This is a genomic window from Alistipes sp. CAG:29 (assembly GCF_000435435.1).
In the GTDB taxonomy this organism is placed as follows: Bacteria; Bacteroidota; Bacteroidia; order Bacteroidales; family Rikenellaceae; genus Alistipes; species Alistipes onderdonkii.
In genome coordinates, this window is the sequence record NZ_FR893387.1 from 1 (window position 1) to 21,345 (window position 21,345).

The window sequence follows — 21,345 nt, forward strand, 5'->3', positions numbered from 1 at the left end:
TTTGGGTAGGGGGATGGGATCCGTACTCCCACCCCCCGTTTTTCGAATCTTTTCCGCCCATCATATAAACTGTCCCCGCGTGCCGGCAAGGAAACCGTGGCTGATGTAGCCGCCGTATCGTCGCATGCGGCGAAGCATTCGCATGTCCCCGTGTTCGTTCGACCCTTCGTTACCGGGCGAAGTTTTCTATTGTCGCCGCGCGGGTCATGGGGGCAGTTTGTCCGTCCGGTTGGGCTATGACGGGTTCTTCTGCACTATTGCAGGCTGTAAATGTAAATGTGTATGCCGCTGCTGCGACAACATACACGTTATCATTGTCTTTTTCATGGCTGTTGTTTGTTTCGGATGAAAAACCGCGCACCGCGAAAGTGGTGCGCGGACACTTTAATCACAACCTATTTCTTCTCATTTCGCGTAAAACATTAATTGCCATAGTCTTTCGAGTAGGTCTTTCCGGTGTGCGAAACGGTTTCCCCGAAAGCCTGGGCTGCTGCGTTAAACGACGAAAGGCGATAGGGCGACATCGGCAGGTTGAAGAAACAGATACCACGTGCATCGGCGTTCTTGGCCTGCGTTGTGCGAGATCTGATTGCGGTGTCCGAAAGCGGACTGGTCAGGTTTACGAACAGCGGCAGGTATTTGCCAGCCGCGAACGACGAATTGAACCCATAGCCGTTCAGCGAACCCTGGCAGCCCCAATCGAGATGGCTGATAGCCGTGGATGAGAGCGTACCTGTGTTACCCCAATCGAATACGCTGATCGACTTGTTGGTCTTGCCTGCCAGTGCGATAATCATGTTGCTGTACGAAGTGCTGTTAGCATAGGGATAGCCGCGGGTTCCGTACTCCGCCCACTCGTCGTCAAAATCGTAGCCGTCTACGATATTGTCGTAGGCAACCAGATCATCCGTGTAAGTACCGATTTGTGCTGCGGTAAGGTTGGCGAATCCGGCACCGGTGTGGTCGCCGAGGTTGCCCATGATGACCTTGATACCTTTTGCCTGGAGCGGCGCGATGTACTTGGCGGGATTTGCGAGGATTGCGGCGTTGTTCGGGTTGTTGTAGTTGTGGACATTGCCCGATGCGTCGCCGCGGATGTTGGATGCAAAGAGAATGACGTGCGTAAAGAACGGAGTGCCGTCCGACAGGAGATATTCTCCTGCGTTGAGCGGATTGACGTCGTTTACTTCGACGTAAACAACGCGGTAGAAGTTGCCGAGCGTTGCCGCGCGGGTCATCGGGCCGGCCTGATCGGTCGGGTCGTTTGCGATGGGTTCCTCGGCCTGCTGGCACGAGGTCATCAACAATGCGGATGCAGCGAACAAGGTGCAGGCTGCGAATAAGATTTGTTTTTTCATAAGGCAAATTTTAGTTAAAAGGTTGAGGTTTGAGAATTATAGGTTGTAGTTAAAGTGTTTTTTACCAGTCTTTAGTGAAATTGCCGTAATTTCGATCATCCCAGGTTACGTTTATCAGTAGTATCATTCCGTCGTATTCCCAATCCCAATCGGTAACTGCGTCTGCCACCATATTGAAAGCACTTTTGGGGCCTTCTTCATATCCTGCCGAGTTTGTCGGCATATCCCAGAATGCGAATACGTTCCCCGATTGGGTTTCGCGGTAGAGGGATTTAATAAGGGGAGTTAAAATGGGGTTTAGTTGTGCGCTTTCCTGCGTATTATTCGTTTTCAGCAGCGCGCCGCCGTATTTGGATTGCTCCAGCCCGGCGATGGGTTTGAGTTTCGCGCCGTCGGCATAGGCATCTACGACCTTATCGAAAATTCCCGACCAGGCATAGTCGATGTATTTTCCGGCTTCGATGCCGTCGTGTGCCGTAGCGAGCAGGTCGGTGCTCTCCGCGTCGCAGGCCACGGTGACGAGTTTGTCGTCGCCCAATGCTTCCTTTGTCGCCTTTATCAGTTTGGCGTAGGATGCGGGATTTACACCGGGCATACCGTCTTTGCCGTAGGACGCTTCGATGTCGAAGTAGTTTACGCCGTCCAACTTATATGTTTCCACGACATATTTAAGCTGGAAAACAAAATCAGCGGTCTGCTCGTCGGTCATATTGCAGAATCCAAGTCCCGTATTTCCGCCTGTGATGCAAATAAGCACCTTACGACTGCTTTTCTGCAAGGGCATGAGGTATTTGTCGCGGTTGCTCAAGACGTATTGCAGATCCGGTCCGATGTCGAGCATGGCCCGCCGTGTCGTCTTGTCGAATTTTAGCGCCGCGGGGCGGAGTACTTCGATATCGATCCACGTTTGGGTTATCGTATTGAAATCGGGGTCAAATGTTTCTGCATAAAATTTGGTTCCCATCAGCGGGTTCATTTCCTCGGTATTGACATATCCCACGATTTTGAAAGCATAGGCATCGAGCTGCGTTTCGGGTACGATCTCCCCGACCAGGATCCGGTAGTAGATTACCTGGTCTTTTTCGGACGGGGACATGTCGTTATTGGCAACGGTCGCCCGCAGGGGCAGCAGATAGGCGCCTTTTTCGACCCCTTCGCGGCTCAACGTGACGGTAAGAGCAGGAGAGGTTTTCTCTCCTCTCTTGACCGTCAGCGTTTTGCCTCCTTCGAAAGTCACATTTTCCAACGGAAACAGCGTCAGTTTTGCGTCACCTTGTTTGTCTTTGTTGTATTCGTCCACAAGCGTTGCGTCCGCATCGACCGTAACCGTTACGTCTGCGGCTGCGGGCTGGGTCAGTTGGTAGAACACGGCGTCTGTGGTCGTCTGTTCTTCGCTGAGTTTGAGTGCCGAAATCTGATCGGGCGTTTTTTCCCGGCGCAGCACTCCGCCGACGTTTGCAAGGTCGTCCTTGCCGGGAATATCCCCGGCCGTGCGGGTAAAGTCCTCGGCGTCGCACGCGGCCATCGCTGCGAGCGTAAGGCAAAGTGCCGAAGTGCGCAGCAGACCTGTTATTTTATTCATGTTTTTCATAGTTCAAGATTTACGGTTTATTCTTGCTTGTTGAGCTGCGGAATTTCCACCGAGGTATTCCATTTCAGATCGGTATGCGCTACGGCATCGTTTCCGTACTGCGACCAGTCTTTGATGATGTTTCCCGACCCCTCGTTGAATTTCCAATAAGCGCGTAATTCGGGCTTCTCGGCCGGGTTTTCCACGTCGTACATGTCGCGCCAGATGTCGGCCTGCGTACGTGCGACGGACCAGATGCGCACCTCTGAAATATCGCCGCAGAGCTGGCGGAAAGCGTCGTAGCTGTACCCGATGAAGAATTGCCGGGCGTCCGTTTCCGGGTCGGGGTCTATGGCCCGCAGTCCGAGGTTTATGACCTTTACGGTCGGCGCTACCTGCGTCTGGCTTTGGAGTTGTCCGTTTACGTAGATGCAGGCGATACCGGTTTCCAGGTCGTATGTGAAAGCGACATGATACCACTCCTCGAGCGACAGAAGTTTACCCTTGTTCTTTTCGGGGAATTTGCCCAGGCTTACGCCCGATCCGTCTACCTGGAGCTGGTCGGCATAGAAATTCGTGTCGCCGATACGCAGCAGCAGGTGTTGTTCCACACCCATGATCGTAGAGAGCTTTTCTTCGATGTAGGACGAAGTGGGACCTGCATAGTGGAAATCGTGAACGCGGACGATAGCTTCATAGGTTACGGCTGTCAGTCCATTTACGCAGTCGGCGGTTCCGGCTTTGTCGAACGCAGGCACGTCTATCCAGTTATCGGTGAGTACGGCGGCGGTCGTGATGGCCGAAGAACGGCGCACAAGATAATAGACGGTTTGGGAACCGGAGAGGGTCGAAAGTCCCCCCCCCGCTGAAACGATAGTTACCGGAAGCAACTGTGTTGCATCTATATCGAGCTGGTCGAGGTTCTTAAAATGGATGGTCAAAGGTTCCGATACGGATTTCCCGGCTTCTACGGTTGCCGTCCGTTCGGGGAACTCGTAGTAACTTTCATCGAGTACCGCATATTTCGTGTCGTGTTTGGCGTTGTAGGTGGCCGCGAGCGACGGGTCGATGCCAAATGTCACCTCGATATTCTCTTTTGCCGGGGAGATCAGCACGGCGGAGAGTTCGCGGTCGAGCTGCGTAACGGTCTTTTTAAAAGTTACGTTGTTGTCGCTTGACGTTTCGGCTACGTCGATGTATGCTGCGTTGTCGAACGGGTAACGGTTTTCATAATCCGATTCACACCCGGCCAGCAGGATAAAGGCAGCCGATACAAAATACAGATATGTTCTTCTCAATTTCATAAGGCGCATTATTTAGGGTTTGCCGGATTCAGCAGGCCGATGGCATGCTTGGTCTGTTTGTAATTTATGTAAGCGTCGTAGTAATCGTCCCCGATGTTGTAAATACCCAGCCCGGCTAACGGCCCCATTGTAATTACGCTTTTGGCGGCTTCGGCGATTGCGGGTTGCTGCACAAGGTTTTCATCCGTGAGTTTCCCGCCCGGCTCGGCCGTGATGATGATTTTTTCGAGCGCAATGCCGGCATAATCGGTCGCGTATGCAAGCTGGCTGCGGATATTGAACGTATTGACGGCATCCGTAGTCGTGAGTACGAAATAGGTGATGGCGTCGTGGCTCTCCTTTGCGATAAAGAGCGGGTTACCCTCCGCCATGAGGATTTTGCCGGTCAGGGACGACAGTTTGCTGACAATCGTTGCTGCGGCTTGGGTCGCCGCGGCATCCATAGCGCCGCCGTAACGTACCGTTACGCCGTCGAACTTATACCGGTTTACGTCCTCGATCACCTTGTCGAGATATGTTCCCAGCGCTACGGCGTCCGTAGATTCCGCGAGTGTGTTGTAATCTACGGTATAGAGGATTTTCGTGCCCTTGGCCTGCGCTTGGGGTATATCCTCGATGTCGTATTCGGTCAGGTTGCCGGCGTTTTCAAGTGCCACGATGTCGAGTGAATCGGGCAGTGAGCGCAGAAATGCCTTTTCCGAACCCGGTACGGCCGGGGCATTTGCCAGGCTTGCGTATACGACGTAGTGTTCGCTTGCCTTATACGCTTTGAGGGCTGCCAGATATGCGGCGTACTGCGCCTGATCTTGCTGGTCGGGTTTTATGATCTGCTGGTCTATCGGCTCGATGTCCGTGTCGCAGGCTGTGAAACAATAGGCCGCGGGAATGAGCAGCGCCAGAATCAGGTATTTTATAGTCTGTTTCATAGCTTCGGATTAATTTAAGGGTTTGCAGTCCCACCATGTGCGCGTGCCGCCGTTGTCGGGGCCGCCGAGCGAAGTTATCGCCGCTTCGACATTTGTGCGGTTCTCGGAATATTCCTCGGACGGGTAGGGAAGTCTGCGCATGCCGTATTTGGAATTCACCGTTCCGCCGGATTTATTGTCTTTGGCCGGCATCAGTTTCGGATAGCCCGTGCGCCGGTATTCCGCCCACGCTTCATTTCCGAGCGGAAAAATCGCAATCCATTTCTGGGTGATGATGCGTTCGAGGTTTTCTTCGAACTGTGCATCTTCTTTCCATTTGATCGTGATGCGGCTTTGCGGTAATGCGGTGTTGTTTTCGATAACGCCGAGAGGATCGGTGTAGGCTTCGGGGACGTTCGCTTCGTCGGCGATGTAATCCTCCGCACCGGCTACGCCGCGTTCCTCGAATGAAAGCCGTATGCCTTGTTCATAGAAATTCTGTGCCGATACCGCACTTCCCCAGCGCAGTTCATATTCGGAGCGCAGGAACGCGATTTCCGCGGCGTTCATCCATAAGATAGGGTCGGTGTCGGTAATGAGCATCGAGGAGCATGCCGTTACGGCCTTGGACTTGTTGGCCGGTGTCGTGCCGATGCGCAGGCCGTAATAGCCTTTCTCGGCGGCATCGCCCTCTCCGACGGTTCCCTGTGTGAACATCTTTGCCCGGCGCGGGTCTTTGTAGCCGTTCATGTAGCAGAGGATGTCGGCTCCGATGGCGTGATCCTGCCAACTGTTCCAAAGCAATGCCGTGCGGTTGAGTTCGGGCTGAAGCTTCGCATTGTCGGCATTCTCGGTGATGACCCCGTCGGCGATGGCTTCCGCGGCTTTGGCCTTTGCGGTCTGCTCGTCGATATAGGAAAGGCGCATCGCCATACGCAGTTTAAGCGAATTGGCGTATTTGATCCACTTTTTAAGGTCGCCGTTGTAAACCTGGTCGTATTCGCCGAAGGCTTCCGTACTCAAATCCCGGTTGCGCTCCAGCGCTTCCAGCGCGGCGTCCAGTTCTTTGAACATCTGCGTATATGCTTCCTGTTGCGTGTCATAGGGGACGGTCAGGCGTTCTTTTTTGTCCTCTACGATCTTGGAGTAGGGTATCGAGCCGTAAGCGTCGGTCAGGCGGTTCATAATCGCCACGCGCAGGACGTTGGCCAGGGCTACCGCCACTTCGTCGTCGGTTTTGTTGATGATGCCGCGGTAGGCGGGGTAAGTTTCGGTGATGACATCCACGAACGGCGCTTTGAGCCAGTCGGCGGTGGGATTGAACGTTGAGAATTTCGTTTCCCAGCTGTCTACCGTCGCTTCGACATATCCGCCGTAGCTGCCGCCTTCGAGTGCTTCGACAAATTGGTATAGGTGTTCTTCCGAGGGGATCACCATATTTTGCAGTTTGGTGAGTTTCGACCCCACGAGGTAGTTGTCGCGTTCCAGTTCGTCGTCTGTCGCTTCGTTCGGATTACGGTTGTAATCTTCGAAGTTGTCAAGGCATCCCGTCGATGCGCTTACTACTGCGATAAGAGCAACGGCACGAATTATTGTCTTTATTTTGTTCATAGCCGTTAGAATTTAATGTTAATATTGAATCCCAGGTTACGTGTCGAGGGCATCATGAAATAGTCCATTCCCTGATAGAAATTGTTTGTCGATGCCACGGCTTCGGGGTCGAACGGCGCTTTACAATACATCATCCACAAGTTGCGGCCTACGAACGATACGGTGATCGAACATACGTTGTGCAGCCATTTGCGGGGAATCGTGTACCCCAGCGAAAGTTCCTGGAGCCGGACATTGGTTGCCGAATAGGTGTAATACTGGGGTATTCCGCCCTGCGATGCTATGGCCGTATACCAGGTTTCCGGGTTTACCAGGCTGCGGCCGTTTACCAAAGCACCCCCGGCATCGCGCGCGGCAGCCGTTGCTTCGGACACGCCGAATAGATCCATGTTGGCTTGCGTGAGTGAATTGACGATGCCGCCGATGCGTGCCGTCACGAGGAATCCGAGGTTCAGGTTTTTCCACGATACGCTGTTGCGCCATGCGAGGTTATAGTCCGGGAATACGGAACCGAGTTTCATGTCGGGCAGGTTGTCCTCTACGACGACGTTGCCGCCCTCGTCGATCTCGATGTTGCCTTTGTCGTCGCGCCGCAGGTCGGTCGTGGAATAAAGGTCGCCCATCGAACCGCCCTCTTTGAGAATAAATTTCGCACGCCCCAGTTTACTGATCTGGAGTCTGTTCATGGTGATCGTTTCCTCGGTGATCGGGTTGTACCACTCCTTGCAAAGTTCGATGATCTTGTTTTTGTTCCAGGAGAAAGTAAACTGCGAGTTCCAATTCCAGTTTTTCCATTGGTGGTCGTATCCCAGGCTTGCCTCGACACCCGTATTGCGCACGTGTCCGGTCTGAATATAGATGTCGGAGTAGCCGGACGATGCGGACAGATTCGGATTGAAAGTCTGGTTATAGGTGTCGGCGCGATACCACGATGCCGAGAGTGTGAATCCATGCAGGAACCGGGCGTCGAAACCTAATTCCCAGGTTTTCGTCCGCTCCGGGTAAAGCTGCCCGATAGGGTAGTTCGATTTGTCGTCCCAGCCGGAAATGGTGTCGTCGTAAGGGTGTGTGGCGATTGTCAGTTCCCGCGGAAAGGGGTTTGCTACCGAAGCCCACGAAGCACGGATTTTCAGGTAGTTGAACTTCTCCGGGAAATTGAATGTACTGCTGGGCAGCCACGATACGCCGACCGAGGGGTAGAAAAACGACTTTTGGGGTGAGTTGGCAAGTTGCGACGCCCAGTCGTTACGTCCGGTCGTCGTTACGAACAGTTGCGACTTCCAGCCCAGTTCCAGGGAGTAGAAAAACGACTGCGTTTGTTCGTGCCAGCCGGTTTTCGGCGTTTTCTTCTGGCTCTTGTCGAGGTTCACGACATTGAAGATGTTGGGAGCGCCGGCAATGGGGCCATATACCGAGAGTTCGTCGAAGCGGTTGTCTTTGATCGACGCGCCGATATGTGCGTCGAGCGAGAATTTCTCTTTGAACGTCTTGCTGAGGTTGAGCATTACGTCGCCGTAGGTCTGTCGTTCTTCGCCGCGGGTTTCGGTATATTTACCTTTTTTGCTGTTCTCCAGCAGCGTGGGGTTCGATGTGGCGTACAGTTTTTCCGTATATAAACTGTTGGTGTTATCGACGCGGATACGTCCTGCGACATTCATCCAGTCGGTGATTTTATAGGTAATGCCGCCTGTGAACATATAGCGCTTACGGCTGTTTTCGCGGGGGTTGCGGTAGGCGATCCAATAGGGATTCTGCATGCGCAGGTCGCCGCCCTCGCCCTGCGGCCAGAACTGTTCATAGATTTTGCGTGCGGGGTTCCAGCGCTCGAATGCCTTTACGAGCGAAAAATCATCGCCGCGGGGAAAGAGATAAGCCGATACGAGCGGGTTTGAGTACACGCCCTGGTTTATCATGTTGCGGTCTTTCTGGATGATGTAGCTGCCGCTTACGTCCAGTGTCAAACGGTCGTTCAGCAGGTTCGACGTGTTGCGGAATGTAAAGTTATAACGATTATACTTGTTGTTGGGGATCAGTCCTTTGGAGTTTACCGCTGCGGTCGAGAAATAGATTTGGTTTTTCTCCGTACCCCCGGACAGTGTTACGGAGTTCGTCAGGATGTGACCTGTTTGCAGGAAATCTTCGGGCGAGTAGTTGTAACGTGCCGCCTGGTTGAGCGGTGCGCCCCAGCTGTGGATCGTCGAACCGCTGGCTTTGCCTTTACGCCCCGTGCCGTAGCGGGTCTGGAAATCCGGCAGGCGCAGCGGGTTCATAAATTCCGTGTTACTCGAAACCTGTATCTGTGTTGCTCCGGCCTTACCTTTCTTGGTGGTAATGAGCATTGCACCGTTCGCGGCGTCGGAACCGTACAATGCCGCGGCTGCGGCTCCGGTCATAACGGATATGGATTCGATGTCGTCGGGGTTCATGTCGGCGATGGATTCCGTTGTGCCGCGTGATCCGAATTCCATGCTGCCATCGCTGGTGAAGTTGTGCATGGGAATACCGTCGATTACATAAAGTACGTTCGAGGTCTGCATAATCGACTTCATACCGCGCATAATGACTTTGGCCGAACCGCCCACACCGGACGAACTGGTGTTGATAACGGCTCCGGCGACTTTACCTGCGAGGCTGTTTACGAAGTTTGCGGATTTCACGGTCGTCACGGCTTCGGACTTCACTTGCTGCACGGTGTAGGCCAGCGCCTTTTCCGAGCGTTTGATACCCAGGGCCGTGATCACCACGTCTTCAATCTGCTCGGCTGCTTCGTTGAGTGTTATGGTAAAAAAGGTTTGTGTGCCGATTTTTACTGTTACGGGGTCGTAGCCGATGAAATTGATATACAATTCGGCGGTTTCCACAGGTGCGGGGACTTGGAGCGAGAAAGCGCCGTCAAGTCCGGAACTTTCGCCGATGGTCGTTCCCTTTACGACCACCGATGCCCCGACAACGGGTGTCCCTTTGGTGTCGCGCACGACACCGCTGACCTTTGTGGAACCGTTGTTTGCGGTTTTCTTGTCCGGGGCTGCGGAAAGATAAATGTTCTGCTGGTAGATTTTGTACTCGGTATCCGTTCCGGCGACCATTGCCTGCAAAGCGGTATCGAGCGGTTTATCGGCGACATTGATACTGATGGTTCTGTTAATGTCTACGCCTTTATTTACGATGAAGAAATAGCTGGTCTGTTTTTCTATTTCATTCATAACCTGCTCCATGCGAACATTGTCCATCTGCAATGTTACTTTCGCGGTCTGGGCATACGCTCCCCATGCGGAGAACGTGGAGCAAATCATGAATAGAAAAGTAAACCAGCATTTAATTTGCTGAATAAATTTATTATTCATAGATTTGTAGATTAGTGGTTGTTAGATTGGTTCAAATTCTATTAGCCGCTATGCCTGCGGGTGGTTGCTACACCTGCGGGCTTTTTTTGCGACTTTGAAAATTCATAGTCTTATCTCATAGGCATTGTAGGTTTTTGTTAGATAATCTCGTCATAGTTATTTTATGTGGATTACATTGTTTTCGTCTTTCTCATATTGGAACGGGGTTATTTTCTGCAAGGCCCTTAGCGCATAGTCCAGCCCCATATTGACGGGGATTTTTCCGCGGATAACGTCGATCTGCGGAAGTTCGGCCGTTTGGATCTGGATTTTCACACCGTATGTTTTCTCCATTTTGGCGATGATGTCGGCAAACGGGTGTCCAACGAGATTCAGAATACCCTCCGTCCATAAATAGTCGTCCGTATTCTCAATCCTGGTCAATACCAGACGATTCCCGTTTAGGCATACCTTTTCGTTCGGGTCTAATATAATCTGGTCGCCGCTTGCCAGTTTGTTGGTTACTTTGACTTTTCCCCTCAATAATGCAGTCGTGAAGTCGTGTGTCAGTTCGTCTGCCGTTACGTTGAATTTCGTACCCAGCACTTCCACGTCGCAGGCGAAAGTTTCCACGATGAAGGGACGGGCGGCATCATGCTCTACGTTGAACATGGCCTCGCCGGAGAGTTTCACACGGCGATTCCTATTGAACCGTATCGGATATTCCAGTTTTGCCCCGCTGTTCAGGCAAACGCTGGTTCCGTCCTGGAGTGTAATGTCTATACGTTGTCCTGCCGGTGCGGCAACGGACAGATATTGTTTTGCGGTATCTTCGATAATGACGGTTCTGGAAGCGTACCAACTGCCAGCGACCAATAGTAATACTGCGGCAGCCTGGGTACAGATACGAATAAAGCGCTGGCGATACCATTTCAGGCGTCTGGTCGGCAGGTGCAGATGGGGGTGGTGCGGATAAGGGACATTTGCGATAAGTGCGTCCTGCATAGACCATAATGCATTTAGTTCTTTCTGGTTGTTGGGGTTGGCATCGAGCCAGTCTACAATCGTTTTTTCTTCCTGCTCGGAAGTTTGGCCGTTTATGTACTTATATAATAATTCTTTGTCCATTTTTTTACATAGTGTGGCGAGTGCATTATGAATTTGGGCAGCCCGCAGCGAATCCATAATTTTTCCCTTGGTAATTTTTCCCGATAACGAAATTATGCTTTGTCTGTTTACGATTATATGGTGCGTGGGCGCACGACATTTACATCGAAAAAGTGCGTTTTTCGTTAAATAAATTTTCTTAATAAAATGGTAATTTTTTTAATTATCGTATAACGCTGGAATACAGGACGATAATTAAAATGATGAGATAGTCGTTCAGTGCGATTCGCATGATGGCCAAAGCCCGTTGGATATTGGCTGTGACGTTGCGCACATTGATTCCTGTAATTTCGGCGATTTCTTGGTAAGTCTTGCCCTCGAAGCGGTTGTAAAGGAAGATTTGCCGCATGGGTTCGGGCATTTTGTTGATCTGGCTTTCGATGATGGATTTTATTTCCGCCGTAAAGGATGCTTCGGGGTTGGTACTTTCCAAAACGGTGATTTTGGCTTTGATGCTGCGGTAAGCCGTCGTATGTATTTGTTGCTGGATTTTGAGTCTGTTTTTCTGGTTGCGCAGCCATTCAAGACAGCCATGTTTCACGGATCCTAAAATATATGCCTGGATAGTCGTAGTAATATTCAGCTTGTCCTTGTTTTCCCAAAAATAAAGGAAGCTGTCGGTAACGATGTCCTCCGCGGCCATATTGTTGCGGATGTATGACCGGGCGATAATGATAAAACGAGGCTTATACTCGGAGTATAATCGTTCGAAATCTTCGAGCGTGATATGTTTATCCAGTTCTGACATACGTGTAGATTGATTCAAAGGTAAACTTTTTTATCAAAATTCAAAAATTTATAGAATGTCTGTTGATATTGGGCGATGTGAAATACCGGGCTTATTCTTTCATGCGGAACGAACCGGAGAAAAGGAGGAGGTCAAATCATATCGTTATGGACACTTTCGGTCAGACGCGTCGAGTCCGAAAGTGAAACATAAAAAAAGCACATGAATGAGTAAGGCATCAAGGGAGATTATAAAACATTATAAGAAGAAGTGTGCGAGGAAAAAATCAATAAAATTCAGGCAAGTTCGTGTTAATGAGATTGAAATGATCTCGCTGGCTTTTTATTACTCTCGTGCAAGACAGCAAACAAAAAAAAGACAACTGATTGATCATCAATTGTCTTTTTCTTTTAGTTGTGCCCAGGACAAGACTCGAACTTGCACGAACGTAATTGTTCACTACCCCCTCAAAGTAGCGTGTCTACCAATTTCACCACCTGGGCATTGTACGTATCCTTTCGGATTTCGGGTGTGCAAATATAGGGCATAAATTTTAATCCGCCAAATTTTTTCTCCATGTAATATGGATTATTCTTCCGGCAGCGGCGTCGTGGCGACGCAAACCGCCGTGCTCTACCTGCCGCGGGGGCGGTGTCGATGTCTGCGCAGGTGCCTGTGCTTGGTGGTAAAGGCGGCGGAAGCGGTTGGGGCGGAGACCTTAGCGGGTTCATTTGCCAGGCCGATACGGCGGCGGAGCTGTGGCCGAGGTCGTGGCGGAACCGCCGGGCGTGTGTTACGTGCGCCGGTGCCAGGTTAAGAAAAGAGGGGCTGTCTAACAAGTCCCGAAAATCGAAAATCACCCCTGTCAGAATAAACTCCGGCAGGGGTGAAATCGTTAAAATTGGACTTGTTAGACAGCCCCCTCGATTTAGGACGGTCTTCCGTTACTCCTTCGAAGCCGGCAGGAATACGATCATGCCGCTCGGGCGGTTCGATAAGTCGGGCAATGCGATGTCCGTTGCCGGACGTACACCCGGCGCGGTGCTGCGCGTGCCCGATACGCTTACCGATTTCTGTCCCGTGATCTGGCTCAGGGCCGCTGCCAGCATCGGCTCGCTCCGGTCGCCGTAATCTTTCAATTCCCCGTCCCATTCCTCGCACGCGGTGTCGACCGCCAGTCCGTTCTTGTCGACGGTCACCTGCTTGGCGTTGTAGCCCTGGAACGATATCGGGGCCAGTTCGTAGCTGTAATTGCCTACGGTGAATTTGCTGACCTCCATGCCGACGTTCTTGCCGTTGGTCTTTTCGCCGATGAGCTTCACCGTGAAGCCGTCCAACCCGCGCAGCGTATTGATGACGGCTTCGCTCGACGAGGCCGTGTTGCCCGTGACGAGCACGTACAGCCGGGTCATGTTCAGCGCATAATTCCGCAGGTCGACGCCATAATAGTCGCCGTAATAGAATTCGTCGAAGAATTTTTTTGCCGCCGTGTCGTACTCCTTGCCGGTCTCCCTCGCCGTTTTTTCGACCGTGGCCATGCGGCTGTCGTTGTACCGGTAATATTCGTAGACCTTGCCCTGGCAGGCTGCGCCGGCGATGCAGGTGGAAAGCATGTTCGACGAGATGACGTGCCCGCCGCCGTTGTTGCGCAGGTCGAGCACCATGTCGGTAATGTTCCCGTCCTTGAGTTTCTTGACGGCCGCGAGCAGTTCGTCGTCATAGGCCGCGTCGAAGCTGTCGTAGACCAGGTAGCCGATCCTATGCGCACCGGAGGTGATTACTTCGCTGTGGATTACCGGATTGGGGTATATTTCGCGTGCTGTGAGCGATACGGGCTGCGCGCCCTGCTTGTTTTCGGTGAGCTTGACCGTGCTTGCGCCTCCCGGGGCTATTAACGTGCCGTAGACCGAATTCAGGTTTGCGGCAGTGATGGCCGCGCCGTTGTACTGGGCGAAGAACGTGCCCCGCCGGAACCCTGCTTCCGATGCCGGGGAGTCCGGGTAGACCGACGTGACGACCAGCCCGTATTCTCCCGTAGGTTGGTTGTTGCCGTCCACAAACCTCACGCCCATCAGGCCCGCGATGCCGAAGCCGTACTCCTTTTCCTTTACGACCCCGTGGCTTACGCCGCGCGTCGTCCCGGCGACGGCCTTCGTGAGGGGCGTCCGCATCAGGTAGGAGTAAACCGAGTAGCTGCCGTTGCTCTGCCGTTTTTTGTCGAGGTCGTTGGTCGTCATCTCCAGCAGCGTGCGTTTCAGGAAATTGTCGCTGGAACTGATGTAATCCAGCGAGAGGTCGCGCGACATCTGCTGGTATTCGCCGTTCCACAGGTAGTAATACTCCAGGATCTTGTCTACCTGTTTGTTGAGCTCGGTGTCTGCGCCCGTGCCGCCGCTGCTGCTCCCGAGCTGGGTGATGGCGAACTGCGCCGCCCTCGCGTAGCCGCTCACCTGTACGGTGATGTTCGCGCTGCGCGTGCTGCCGGTCTCGTTGGCTTCGACCGAGATGTTGAGCTGCCGGTCGCTGCCCTTGTCGCCCGACGAGGTGAGTATCTTGCACCATTCCGGTTTGTCGCTCTGCGCCACCCAGTTGGCGGAGGCCTTGAACGTGTATTTCTTGGTCGTGCGGTCGGCGCCCACCGTTTCCGATGCTTTCCACGACGAGCCGGTTATGCCCGTCGTGTCGTTGTTTTTCGTGTCGTCATCGCCGCAGGATACTGCTGCCATGCCGAACAGGAGGACGGCGAACCATGTGTAGAGGATTGTTTTCATAGAGGCTGATTTTGTTATGCGGGCTAAATATAGTGTTTTTTTCGTGAATTACTCCTATTTGCGGCGGCTGAAATCCATTTCGCCGAACAGGTATCCCGCCCCGCCGATGCGGTCGATGACGAACAGCACGTATCGGACGTCGACGGCGATGTTGCGGCAGATCGTTTCGTCGAACGCCACGTCGCTCATCGTCGAGCGCCATGTGCGGTCGAAATTCAACCCCACCAGTTCGCCCCTGCCGTTGATGATCGGCGAACCGGAGTTGCCGCCCGTCGTGTGGTTGGTGGCCAGGAAGCAGACGGGTACCGTCCTGCGGCCGTCGATCGTCGTCGCCCAGCGTCCGTAGTCCTTCGTGGCGTAGAGCTCGCGCAGCGCCTGCGGGATGTCGTAGTCGTAAATCTCGGGGTTGTCCTTGGCGATGATGCCGTCGAGGGTGGTCTGAGGCTTGTGGTATTCGCCGTCGGCATATTCGTAGCCCCCGACATGGCCGTAGGCCACGCGCAGCGTGAGGTTGGCATCGGGGTAGAAGGCCCGCAGGGTGTCCCACTCGCGCAGCCCCTTGATGTAGGTCGTGTAGAGTTCGTTGAGGCGTCCGCTGTTGAGGTTGCGCAGCGACTTGGTGCCCAGCATCCAGTCGATGTGGCCGAGTATGCGTTCGGTGTCCTTGTGCAGGGCGTGCACCGCCGTGGTGTCGGCGCCCTCCCGCCACAGCGTGTCGAATACCTCGCCGGCGTAGGCTTCGGGCGACCCGCTGGCGGCGACGCCGGCCAGGAATGCCGGAATCTGGTACTGCACGGGGCAGCGGCGGGCATACTGGCCGAAAAGCCATTCGAAGAGCGCCCGTTCCGTCTGCTCGCGCCGTGCGAAGGCGGCTTCGGCACGCTCTTCAGGGGTGTAGCGCTCGGGCAGCGCGCCGAGCGTTTCGCGTGTGATCTCGCGGGCGAAATAGGCGTCCGCGATGCGGGCGTATTCGGCTTTGAGGTCGGCGACGACGCTGCGGTATTCGGGTTTGTCCTGCGCCCAGGCGGCGAATTCCTGCTCATAGGCGCGTTTCGAGGCCACGGTGCCCAGGCGGCCGATGCCCAGCGCCTCGCCCTGCCATTTCTTCCATGCGTTGGCGATCGAGGCGTGTTTGGCGGCGTAATGGATGCGCAGCGCCGGGTCGCTCTCCTGTGCCGCGGAGATGATGTCGAGGCGCCCCGTGCGGATGGCGATTTTGGCCGGGTCGGAGCGCTCGGCGATGTAAGCCACGGCGTCCGAGAGGATGTACTCCTGCGTATTGCCGGGGAAGCCGTAGATCATCGTGAAATCCCCCTCTTCGACCCCGGCGGTCGAGATGGTGAAATGCCGCTTGGGGCGGTAGGGAACATTCTCGGGCGAGTAGGCGGCGGGCTTGTTGTCCTTGCCGGCGTAGATGCGGAAGAGCGAGAAGTCGCCCGTGTGGCGGGGCCATATCCAGTTGTCGGTGTCGCCGCCGAACTTGCCGATCGACGAGGGCGGCGCGCCGACCAGGCGTACGTCGTCGAACTGCTCGTAGATGAACAGGAACTGCTGGTTGCCGTAGTACATCTGCTCGACCGAGGCCTTGTAGCCCTTGCCTTCGGCCTCGGCCCGGCGGATGATTTCGGCCTTCGTTTCGCCCGCAGCGATGCGGTCGGTGACCTCTTCCATGCGGACGAGGAAGCGTACGTTGAGCTCCTTGTTGGGCAGTTCCTCCCGGCGCGACATGGCCCAGAAGCCGTTGGTCAGGTAGTCGTGTTCGACGCTCGAATGCGCCTGTATGGCGTCGTAGCCGCAGTGGTGGTTGGTGAGCAGCAGCCCTTCGGACGAAATCAGTTCGCCCGTGCAGCCGCCGTTGAACAGCACCACGGCATCCTTCATCGAGGCTTTGTTGATCGAGTAGATGTCTTCGGCCGTGAGGCGGAATCCTTTGGCGCGCATGTCGTCGATGCGCTGCGAGATGAGGCTCGGGAGCCACATGCCCTCGTCGGCGGAGGCCGCCAGCGCGAGGAGCGTACAGAACAGGGTAAGTAGCGTGCGTTTCATTTATTTGAGGAATTTGTCGAGTTCGGTGTATACTTTCTGGATCGGGAGCCCCATCACGTTGTAGAACGAGCCGTTGATCTTTTCGATGGCGGCGTAGCCGATCCACTCCTGGATGCCGTACGAGCCGGCCTTGTCGTAGGGACGGCAGGCGTCGAGGTAATAGGCGATCTCCTCGTCCGCGAGCGGGCGGAACCACACGCTGCTCTTGGCGGCGAAGGTGTGCGTCCGCCCGGGGGTGCGCAGCGTGACGCCCGAGACCACCGTGTGCCGGCGCCCCGAGAGGCGGCGGAGCATCTGCGCGGCCTCTTCGCGGCCGAGGGGCTTGCCGAGCACCTCGCCGTCGGAGACCACCACCGTGTCGGCCGTCAGCAGGATTTCATTCGGGGCCAGCGCCGCCGGGTAGGCTTCGCTTTTGAGCCGCGAGAGGTAGAGCGGCACCTCTTCGCCGGGCATGCCGGCGGGGTAGACCTCCTCGCATTCGTATTTGGGGGCGAGTTCGTACGGGAGCCCGCAGCCCGTCATCAGTTCCCGTCGGCGCGGCGACTGCGATGCCAGCAGCAGGCGGTAAGGCTTGAGTTTGTCTTTGAGCAACATGGTTATAGCGTGTTTTTAGTTTTCATGTGTCTTCGTTCCCGTTCCGCCCCGGGTCAGCGGATGTCGAAGTTGAGCAGTTCGCGGCCTTCGAGCACGGCGCGCAGGTTGTCGCCCGGGCGTACGGGCCCCACGCCGGCCGGCGTGCCCGTGTAGAGCAGGTCGCCCATGCGCAGCGTCATGTACTGCGACACCGAGGCGATGATCCGGTCGACAGAGAAGAGCATCCCGGATGTGTCGCCCCGCTGGCGCGTCTGCCCGTTTACCTCCAGCGTGAAGTGCAGGGACTGCACGTCGCCGCCCAGCTCCTGCAAAGGTACGAATCGGGGCGAGAGGGCCGCCGAGCGGTCGAACGCCTTGCAGCGCTCCCACGGCAGCCCCTCGGCGATGGCCTGCCGTTGCAGGTCGCGGGCCGTGAAGTCGATGCCCAGTCCCACCTGGTCGTAATAGCGGTGCGCGAAACGTTCGGCGATGCCCTTGCCTACGCGGTTGATGCGTACGACCAGCTCGCATTCGTAGTGTACCTCCTGCGAGAAGGCGGGGATGTAGAACGGGTCGTTGTTGCGCAGCAGCGCCGTGTCGGGCTTGAGGAACCAGGTAGGCTCCGGCGGGCACGGCGTGCCGCCGCCGACTTGGCGGTCGAGCTCCTCGGCGTGTGCGGCGTAGTTGCGTGCTATGCAGATGATTTTCATGGCGTTGTCTTTCGTTATTTTCAGTTGTGGTCGTACCGTTGTGCCCGAACGAGCATCCAAACGACGTAAGGCAGCAGGTAAATTACGTAAATCACTGCCAGCGTGTCCGTCTGGTCGGTTAGTTCCAGGACGACCGTAAATAGGATCCATAAAGCTCCCATAATCACGAGGTGGCGCCGCATGAACGAAGACAAGCCCCCGATGTCGACGTTTTTCTTCTTTGCGGGCGGCATGGTGTTGTAGCCCGCGATCAGCATCGGGAACCGCTTTACCAGCAGGCCGACGACGATCAGCAGTACGCCGCCGAGCAGGAGTATCGTGAAATCGTCCATAACTTTTGGTTATTTCGTTTCCGGTGCGCGCAATTCTGCGACCATCCGGGCGGCGAAACGGTCGCTGGCGCCCGGCCCCCCGATAACCGTACGTAATTCGGCGAAGTCGGCGAGCATCCGTCCGCGTTTCTCCCCGCCTGCGACGATCGCCCGCAGCTCGCGTTCGGCGCGCGTGGTGTCGAGGTCGGACTGGATGACCTCGGCGACCGCCTCGCGCCCGAGGTTGAGGTTAACGAGCGACACCCAGGGTACTTTCAGTACATAGGGCCGGAGCCTGACCTGGAACCAAAGCGTGCGGTAGACCACCACTTCGGGGATGCCCAGCAACGCCGTTTCGAGCGTTGCCGTCCCGGACGTTACCACGGCGGCTTCGGCCGCGGCGAGCGTCTCGTAGGTCTGGTCGCAGACGTAACGGATGCCGCTGCCGGCCATATACTGTTCGTAGAGCGCGCGGTCGAGCCATGCCACGCCCGCCACGACGAACTGGTGCCCCGGGAATTTGCGCGACAGGTCGGCCATCAGCGGCAGGTTGTCGCGGATCTCGCCCCGGCGGCTGCCGGCCAGCAGGGCGATGATCGGCCTGCGGTCGAGCCCGTGCCGGCGGCGGAACTCGTCGGGCGAGGGGAGCGAGGTGCGCCGGGCCTCGATGGCGTCTACGAGCGGGTTGCCTTCGAAAATCGGTTCGACGCCGTGCCTGGGGAAGTAGCCGCATTCGAAGGGGAAGATGACGAACAGCCTGTCGACCCAGCGGCGGATGGCCTTCACGCGCCACTCGCGCCATGCCCAGACCTTCGGGGCGATGTAATAGAAGGTGCGGATGCCGTGCTCTTTGGCCCAGCGCGCCATCTTCATGTTGAAGCCGGGGTAGTCGACCAGGATCAGCACGTCGGGGGCGAATGCCGCGACGTCGGCCCGGCATTCGCGCATCTGCCGTTTGATCGTCCTCAGGTTTTTCAGCACCTGCACGATGCCGAAGAACGAGGTTTCGCGGTAGTGCTTGGCCAGGTTCGCCTCGCCGCCCGCCGCGGCCATCAGGTCGCCGCCCCAGAAGCGCAGCCGTGCTTCGGGATCGGCTTTGAGGAGTCCTTTTATCAGATTCGAGCCGTGCAGGTCGCCCGAGGGCTCGCCGGCGATGAGGTAGTATTTCATTGCGTTGCGTTTAGCGGTAGGGTTTGTAATTCAGCGGGGGTATCCAGGAATCCGAGCAGGGTGTCGCACTGCGGGATGCCGTAGCCCGTTTCGAGGTCGGGCGCTGCGCTGCGGGTGCCCGAAGCGTGCAGCAGGCGGATCAGCTCGCGGCGTTCCATCGGCCTGTACCCCATGAGGACGGCGCACAGCCCCGTGACCACGGGCGTCGAGAACGACGTGCCGTTCGGGGAGTCGTACACCACCAGGTCGGGCTTGACGGGGTGCGGGTAGTAGCCGGTGCCGCTCTTGCCCGAACGCCCCGTGCCTTCGGAGTCGGCCGCGCCGACCGTGACGGCCTCGGCGACATCCCCGGGGAACGAGATGTGGCGCCATTTGTTTTTCCCCTCGTTGCCGGCGCTTTGTACGACGACCATGTGCGGGTGCGCATCGAGCAGGCTGTCGAGAAAACGCGAGCAGAGCGCCGTGCGGCCGTCGAGCATCTGCGGCGTATAGCCGTCGAAATCGTCGAATACGGTATAGCCCAGCGAGATGTTGACCACGTCGACCTGCCGCTGTGCGAGCCAGGCCAGGGCCCGGCACAGGCGGCGTTCGTCCTCGCGCGGCTCGCCGTGCTCGAGGTCGGATTTCACCAGGTAGTAGTCGGCTTTGCAGGCCAGCCCCAGCAGGGTGTCGTTGGAGAAGCCCCCGATGTTCCGTGTGACCCGGGTGCCGTGGTCGCAGTCGTCGCGGAAGAATCCCGTCGTGTCGCCGTCCGTCAGGTCGAGGTAGTCCGCGACACGGAGACGGCGCGTGAAACGGTCGTCGCGCAGCCCGCCGAAACCGGCGTCGACCACCCCGATGCGGATGCCCTCGCCCCGGGGTGCGAGCGAATCGAACCGCGGCCCCATCATCTGCCCGATGGCATGCGAATAGGTGTGTGCGTAGCAGGAAGTATAGCTGCGCCTGACCTCCCGTACGATGTCGTAGATGCCGTAGGCGGCGAGCAGCAGGACGGCACCCCAGACGATGAGCGAAGTCTTCCGTTTCATGGCATTCGCTTATTCGCCGAGCAGGTCGGGCCGCAGCTGCCGGGTGCGTTCGAGGGACTGTTCGTCCTGCCACCGGGCGATCTGGGCGAAGTTGCCCGAGAGCAGCACGTCGGGAACCCTCCAGCCGCGGAACTCGGCCGGGCGCGTGTAGACCGGCGGCGCCAGCAGGTTGTCCTGGAACGAGTCGGTGAGCGCCGAGGCTTCGTCGCCGATGGCGCCCGGGATGATACGCACGACCGAGTCGGCGATGATGCAGGCCGCCAGTTCGCCGCCCGTGAGCACGTAGTCGCCGATCGAGATTTCGCGTGTGACGAGGTGTTCGCGGATGCGGTGGTCGATGCCTTTGTAGTGGCCGCAGAGGATGATGATGTTTTCGAGCGTCGAGAGGCGGTTGGCCTCGTGCTGGTCGTAGCGTATGCCGTCGGGCGAGGTGTAGATGATCTCGTCGTAGTGCCTCTCGGACTGGAGTTTCTCGACCAGCTCGAAAACCGGTTCGCACTTCAGAACCATGCCCGCCTCGCCGCCGAAGGGGTAGTCGTCGGTGGTCTTGCGGCGGTCGTGGGCGTAGTCGTGGAGGTTGTGGACGACGATCCGGACGAGCCCCTTCTCCTGCGCACGGTGCAGGATCGACTCGTTGAGGGGCGAGGTCAGCAGTTCGGGTACGACGGTGAGGATGTCAATGCGCATGTCTGAATATGATGTCTTTGGTCGTGTCGGGTGCAAGGGGTATTTCTCGGCCCCGGTCGAGGGTGAAGCCCGCGTAGCCGAGCG

16 protein-coding genes and 1 tRNA gene are annotated in these 21,345 nt (G+C 56.2%); all 17 read right to left on the bottom strand.

Annotated elements, in window-relative coordinates; translation table 11 throughout:
• Positions 1-422: 422 nt before the first annotated feature.
• On the bottom strand, positions 423-1,358 hold the full coding sequence (locus tag QVP03_RS00015; protein WP_022331664.1) for a hypothetical protein: 936 nt from the start codon (positions 1,356-1,358) through the stop codon (positions 423-425).
• 61 nt (positions 1,359-1,419) lie between these two features.
• Complete coding sequence (locus tag QVP03_RS00020; protein ID WP_229107465.1) at positions 1,420-2,940, bottom strand: BT_3987 domain-containing protein; 1,521 nt, start codon at positions 2,938-2,940, stop codon at positions 1,420-1,422.
• A gap of 26 nt (positions 2,941-2,966) precedes the next feature.
• The gene (locus QVP03_RS00025; protein WP_022331666.1) at positions 2,967-4,232 is read right to left on the bottom strand and encodes a DUF1735 and LamG domain-containing protein; all 1,266 of its coding nucleotides are present in this window, start codon (positions 4,230-4,232) and stop codon (positions 2,967-2,969) included.
• An 8-nt stretch (positions 4,233-4,240) separates the two neighbouring features.
• Positions 4,241-5,158, bottom strand: a complete 918-nt coding sequence (locus QVP03_RS00030) for a glycoside hydrolase family 18 (RefSeq protein ID WP_022331667.1) — start codon at positions 5,156-5,158, stop codon at positions 4,241-4,243.
• A gap of 9 nt (positions 5,159-5,167) precedes the next feature.
• Positions 5,168-6,748 (bottom strand): SusD/RagB family nutrient-binding outer membrane lipoprotein, encoded by a 1,581-nt coding sequence (locus tag QVP03_RS00035; protein WP_022331668.1) that lies wholly within the window; start codon positions 6,746-6,748, stop codon positions 5,168-5,170.
• Between the two features lie 5 nt (positions 6,749-6,753).
• Positions 6,754-10,092 (bottom strand): SusC/RagA family TonB-linked outer membrane protein, encoded by a 3,339-nt coding sequence (locus QVP03_RS00040; protein ID WP_022331669.1) that lies wholly within the window; start codon positions 10,090-10,092, stop codon positions 6,754-6,756.
• 156 nt (positions 10,093-10,248) lie between these two features.
• Entirely contained in the window at positions 10,249-11,256 is a 1,008-nt protein-coding gene (locus QVP03_RS00045) for a FecR family protein (protein WP_022331670.1), read from the bottom strand.
• A gap of 145 nt (positions 11,257-11,401) precedes the next feature.
• The gene (locus QVP03_RS00050; protein WP_022331671.1) at positions 11,402-11,986 is read right to left on the bottom strand and encodes an RNA polymerase sigma-70 factor; all 585 of its coding nucleotides are present in this window, start codon (positions 11,984-11,986) and stop codon (positions 11,402-11,404) included.
• Between the two features lie 396 nt (positions 11,987-12,382).
• Positions 12,383-12,468, bottom strand: a tRNA-Leu gene (locus QVP03_RS00055).
• A 441-nt stretch (positions 12,469-12,909) separates the two neighbouring features.
• Entirely contained in the window at positions 12,910-14,736 is a 1,827-nt protein-coding gene (locus QVP03_RS00060; RefSeq protein WP_022331672.1) for a S41 family peptidase, read from the bottom strand.
• Positions 14,737-14,790: 54 nt separating this feature from the next.
• Positions 14,791-16,782, bottom strand: coding sequence for a S46 family peptidase (locus QVP03_RS00065; protein WP_018695789.1), 1,992 nt, complete (start codon positions 16,780-16,782; stop codon positions 14,791-14,793).
• Positions 16,783-17,376: a Maf family nucleotide pyrophosphatase gene (locus tag QVP03_RS00070; protein WP_018695790.1), complete on the bottom strand. Its 594-nt coding sequence runs from the start codon at positions 17,374-17,376 to the stop codon at positions 16,783-16,785. It abuts the gene before it with no gap.
• Between the two features lie 53 nt (positions 17,377-17,429).
• Entirely contained in the window at positions 17,430-18,065 is a 636-nt protein-coding gene (locus tag QVP03_RS00075) for a fumarylacetoacetate hydrolase family protein (RefSeq protein ID WP_018695791.1), read from the bottom strand.
• 20 nt (positions 18,066-18,085) lie between these two features.
• Positions 18,086-18,397, bottom strand: coding sequence for a DUF3784 domain-containing protein (locus QVP03_RS00080; protein WP_018695792.1), 312 nt, complete (start codon positions 18,395-18,397; stop codon positions 18,086-18,088).
• Positions 18,398-18,406: 9 nt separating this feature from the next.
• Entirely contained in the window at positions 18,407-19,546 is a 1,140-nt protein-coding gene (lpxB, locus tag QVP03_RS00085; RefSeq protein ID WP_022331673.1) for a lipid-A-disaccharide synthase, read from the bottom strand.
• A complete protein-coding gene (locus QVP03_RS00090; RefSeq protein WP_022331674.1) occupies positions 19,543-20,574 on the bottom strand; it encodes a S8 family serine peptidase in 1,032 nt (343 codons plus the stop codon). The genes lpxB and QVP03_RS00090 overlap by 4 nt, the downstream gene beginning before the upstream one ends.
• A 9-nt stretch (positions 20,575-20,583) precedes the next feature.
• Positions 20,584-21,261: a tRNA (guanosine(37)-N1)-methyltransferase TrmD gene (trmD, locus tag QVP03_RS00095; RefSeq protein WP_018695795.1), complete on the bottom strand. Its 678-nt coding sequence runs from the start codon at positions 21,259-21,261 to the stop codon at positions 20,584-20,586.
• Between the last annotated feature and the right edge of the window lie 84 nt (positions 21,262-21,345).

Coding starts and splice junctions, on each gene's coding strand:
- QVP03_RS00020 (WP_229107465.1), bottom strand. CDS start 2,940: ATGAATAAAATAACAGGTCTGCTGCGCACTTCGGCACTTTGCCTTACG.
- QVP03_RS00030 (WP_022331667.1), bottom strand. CDS start 5,158: ATGAAACAGACTATAAAATACCTGATTCTGGCGCTGCTCATTCCCGCG.
- QVP03_RS00035 (WP_022331668.1), bottom strand. CDS start 6,748: ATGAACAAAATAAAGACAATAATTCGTGCCGTTGCTCTTATCGCAGTA.
- QVP03_RS00025 (WP_022331666.1), bottom strand. CDS start 4,232: ATGAAATTGAGAAGAACATATCTGTATTTTGTATCGGCTGCCTTTATC.
- QVP03_RS00060 (WP_022331672.1), bottom strand. CDS start 14,736: ATGAAAACAATCCTCTACACATGGTTCGCCGTCCTCCTGTTCGGCATG.
- QVP03_RS00045 (WP_022331670.1), bottom strand. CDS start 11,256: ATGGATTCGCTGCGGGCTGCCCAAATTCATAATGCACTCGCCACACTA.
- QVP03_RS00040 (WP_022331669.1), bottom strand. CDS start 10,092: ATGAATAATAAATTTATTCAGCAAATTAAATGCTGGTTTACTTTTCTA.
- trmD (WP_018695795.1), bottom strand. CDS start 21,261: ATGCGCATTGACATCCTCACCGTCGTACCCGAACTGCTGACCTCGCCC.
- QVP03_RS00065 (WP_018695789.1), bottom strand. CDS start 16,782: ATGAAACGCACGCTACTTACCCTGTTCTGTACGCTCCTCGCGCTGGCG.
- QVP03_RS00015 (WP_022331664.1), bottom strand. CDS start 1,358: ATGAAAAAACAAATCTTATTCGCAGCCTGCACCTTGTTCGCTGCATCC.
- QVP03_RS00080 (WP_018695792.1), bottom strand. CDS start 18,397: ATGGACGATTTCACGATACTCCTGCTCGGCGGCGTACTGCTGATCGTC.
- QVP03_RS00075 (WP_018695791.1), bottom strand. CDS start 18,065: ATGAAAATCATCTGCATAGCACGCAACTACGCCGCACACGCCGAGGAG.
- QVP03_RS00090 (WP_022331674.1), bottom strand. CDS start 20,574: ATGAAACGGAAGACTTCGCTCATCGTCTGGGGTGCCGTCCTGCTGCTC.
- lpxB (WP_022331673.1), bottom strand. CDS start 19,546: ATGAAATACTACCTCATCGCCGGCGAGCCCTCGGGCGACCTGCACGGC.
- QVP03_RS00050 (WP_022331671.1), bottom strand. CDS start 11,986: ATGTCAGAACTGGATAAACATATCACGCTCGAAGATTTCGAACGATTA.
- QVP03_RS00070 (WP_018695790.1), bottom strand. CDS start 17,376: ATGTTGCTCAAAGACAAACTCAAGCCTTACCGCCTGCTGCTGGCATCG.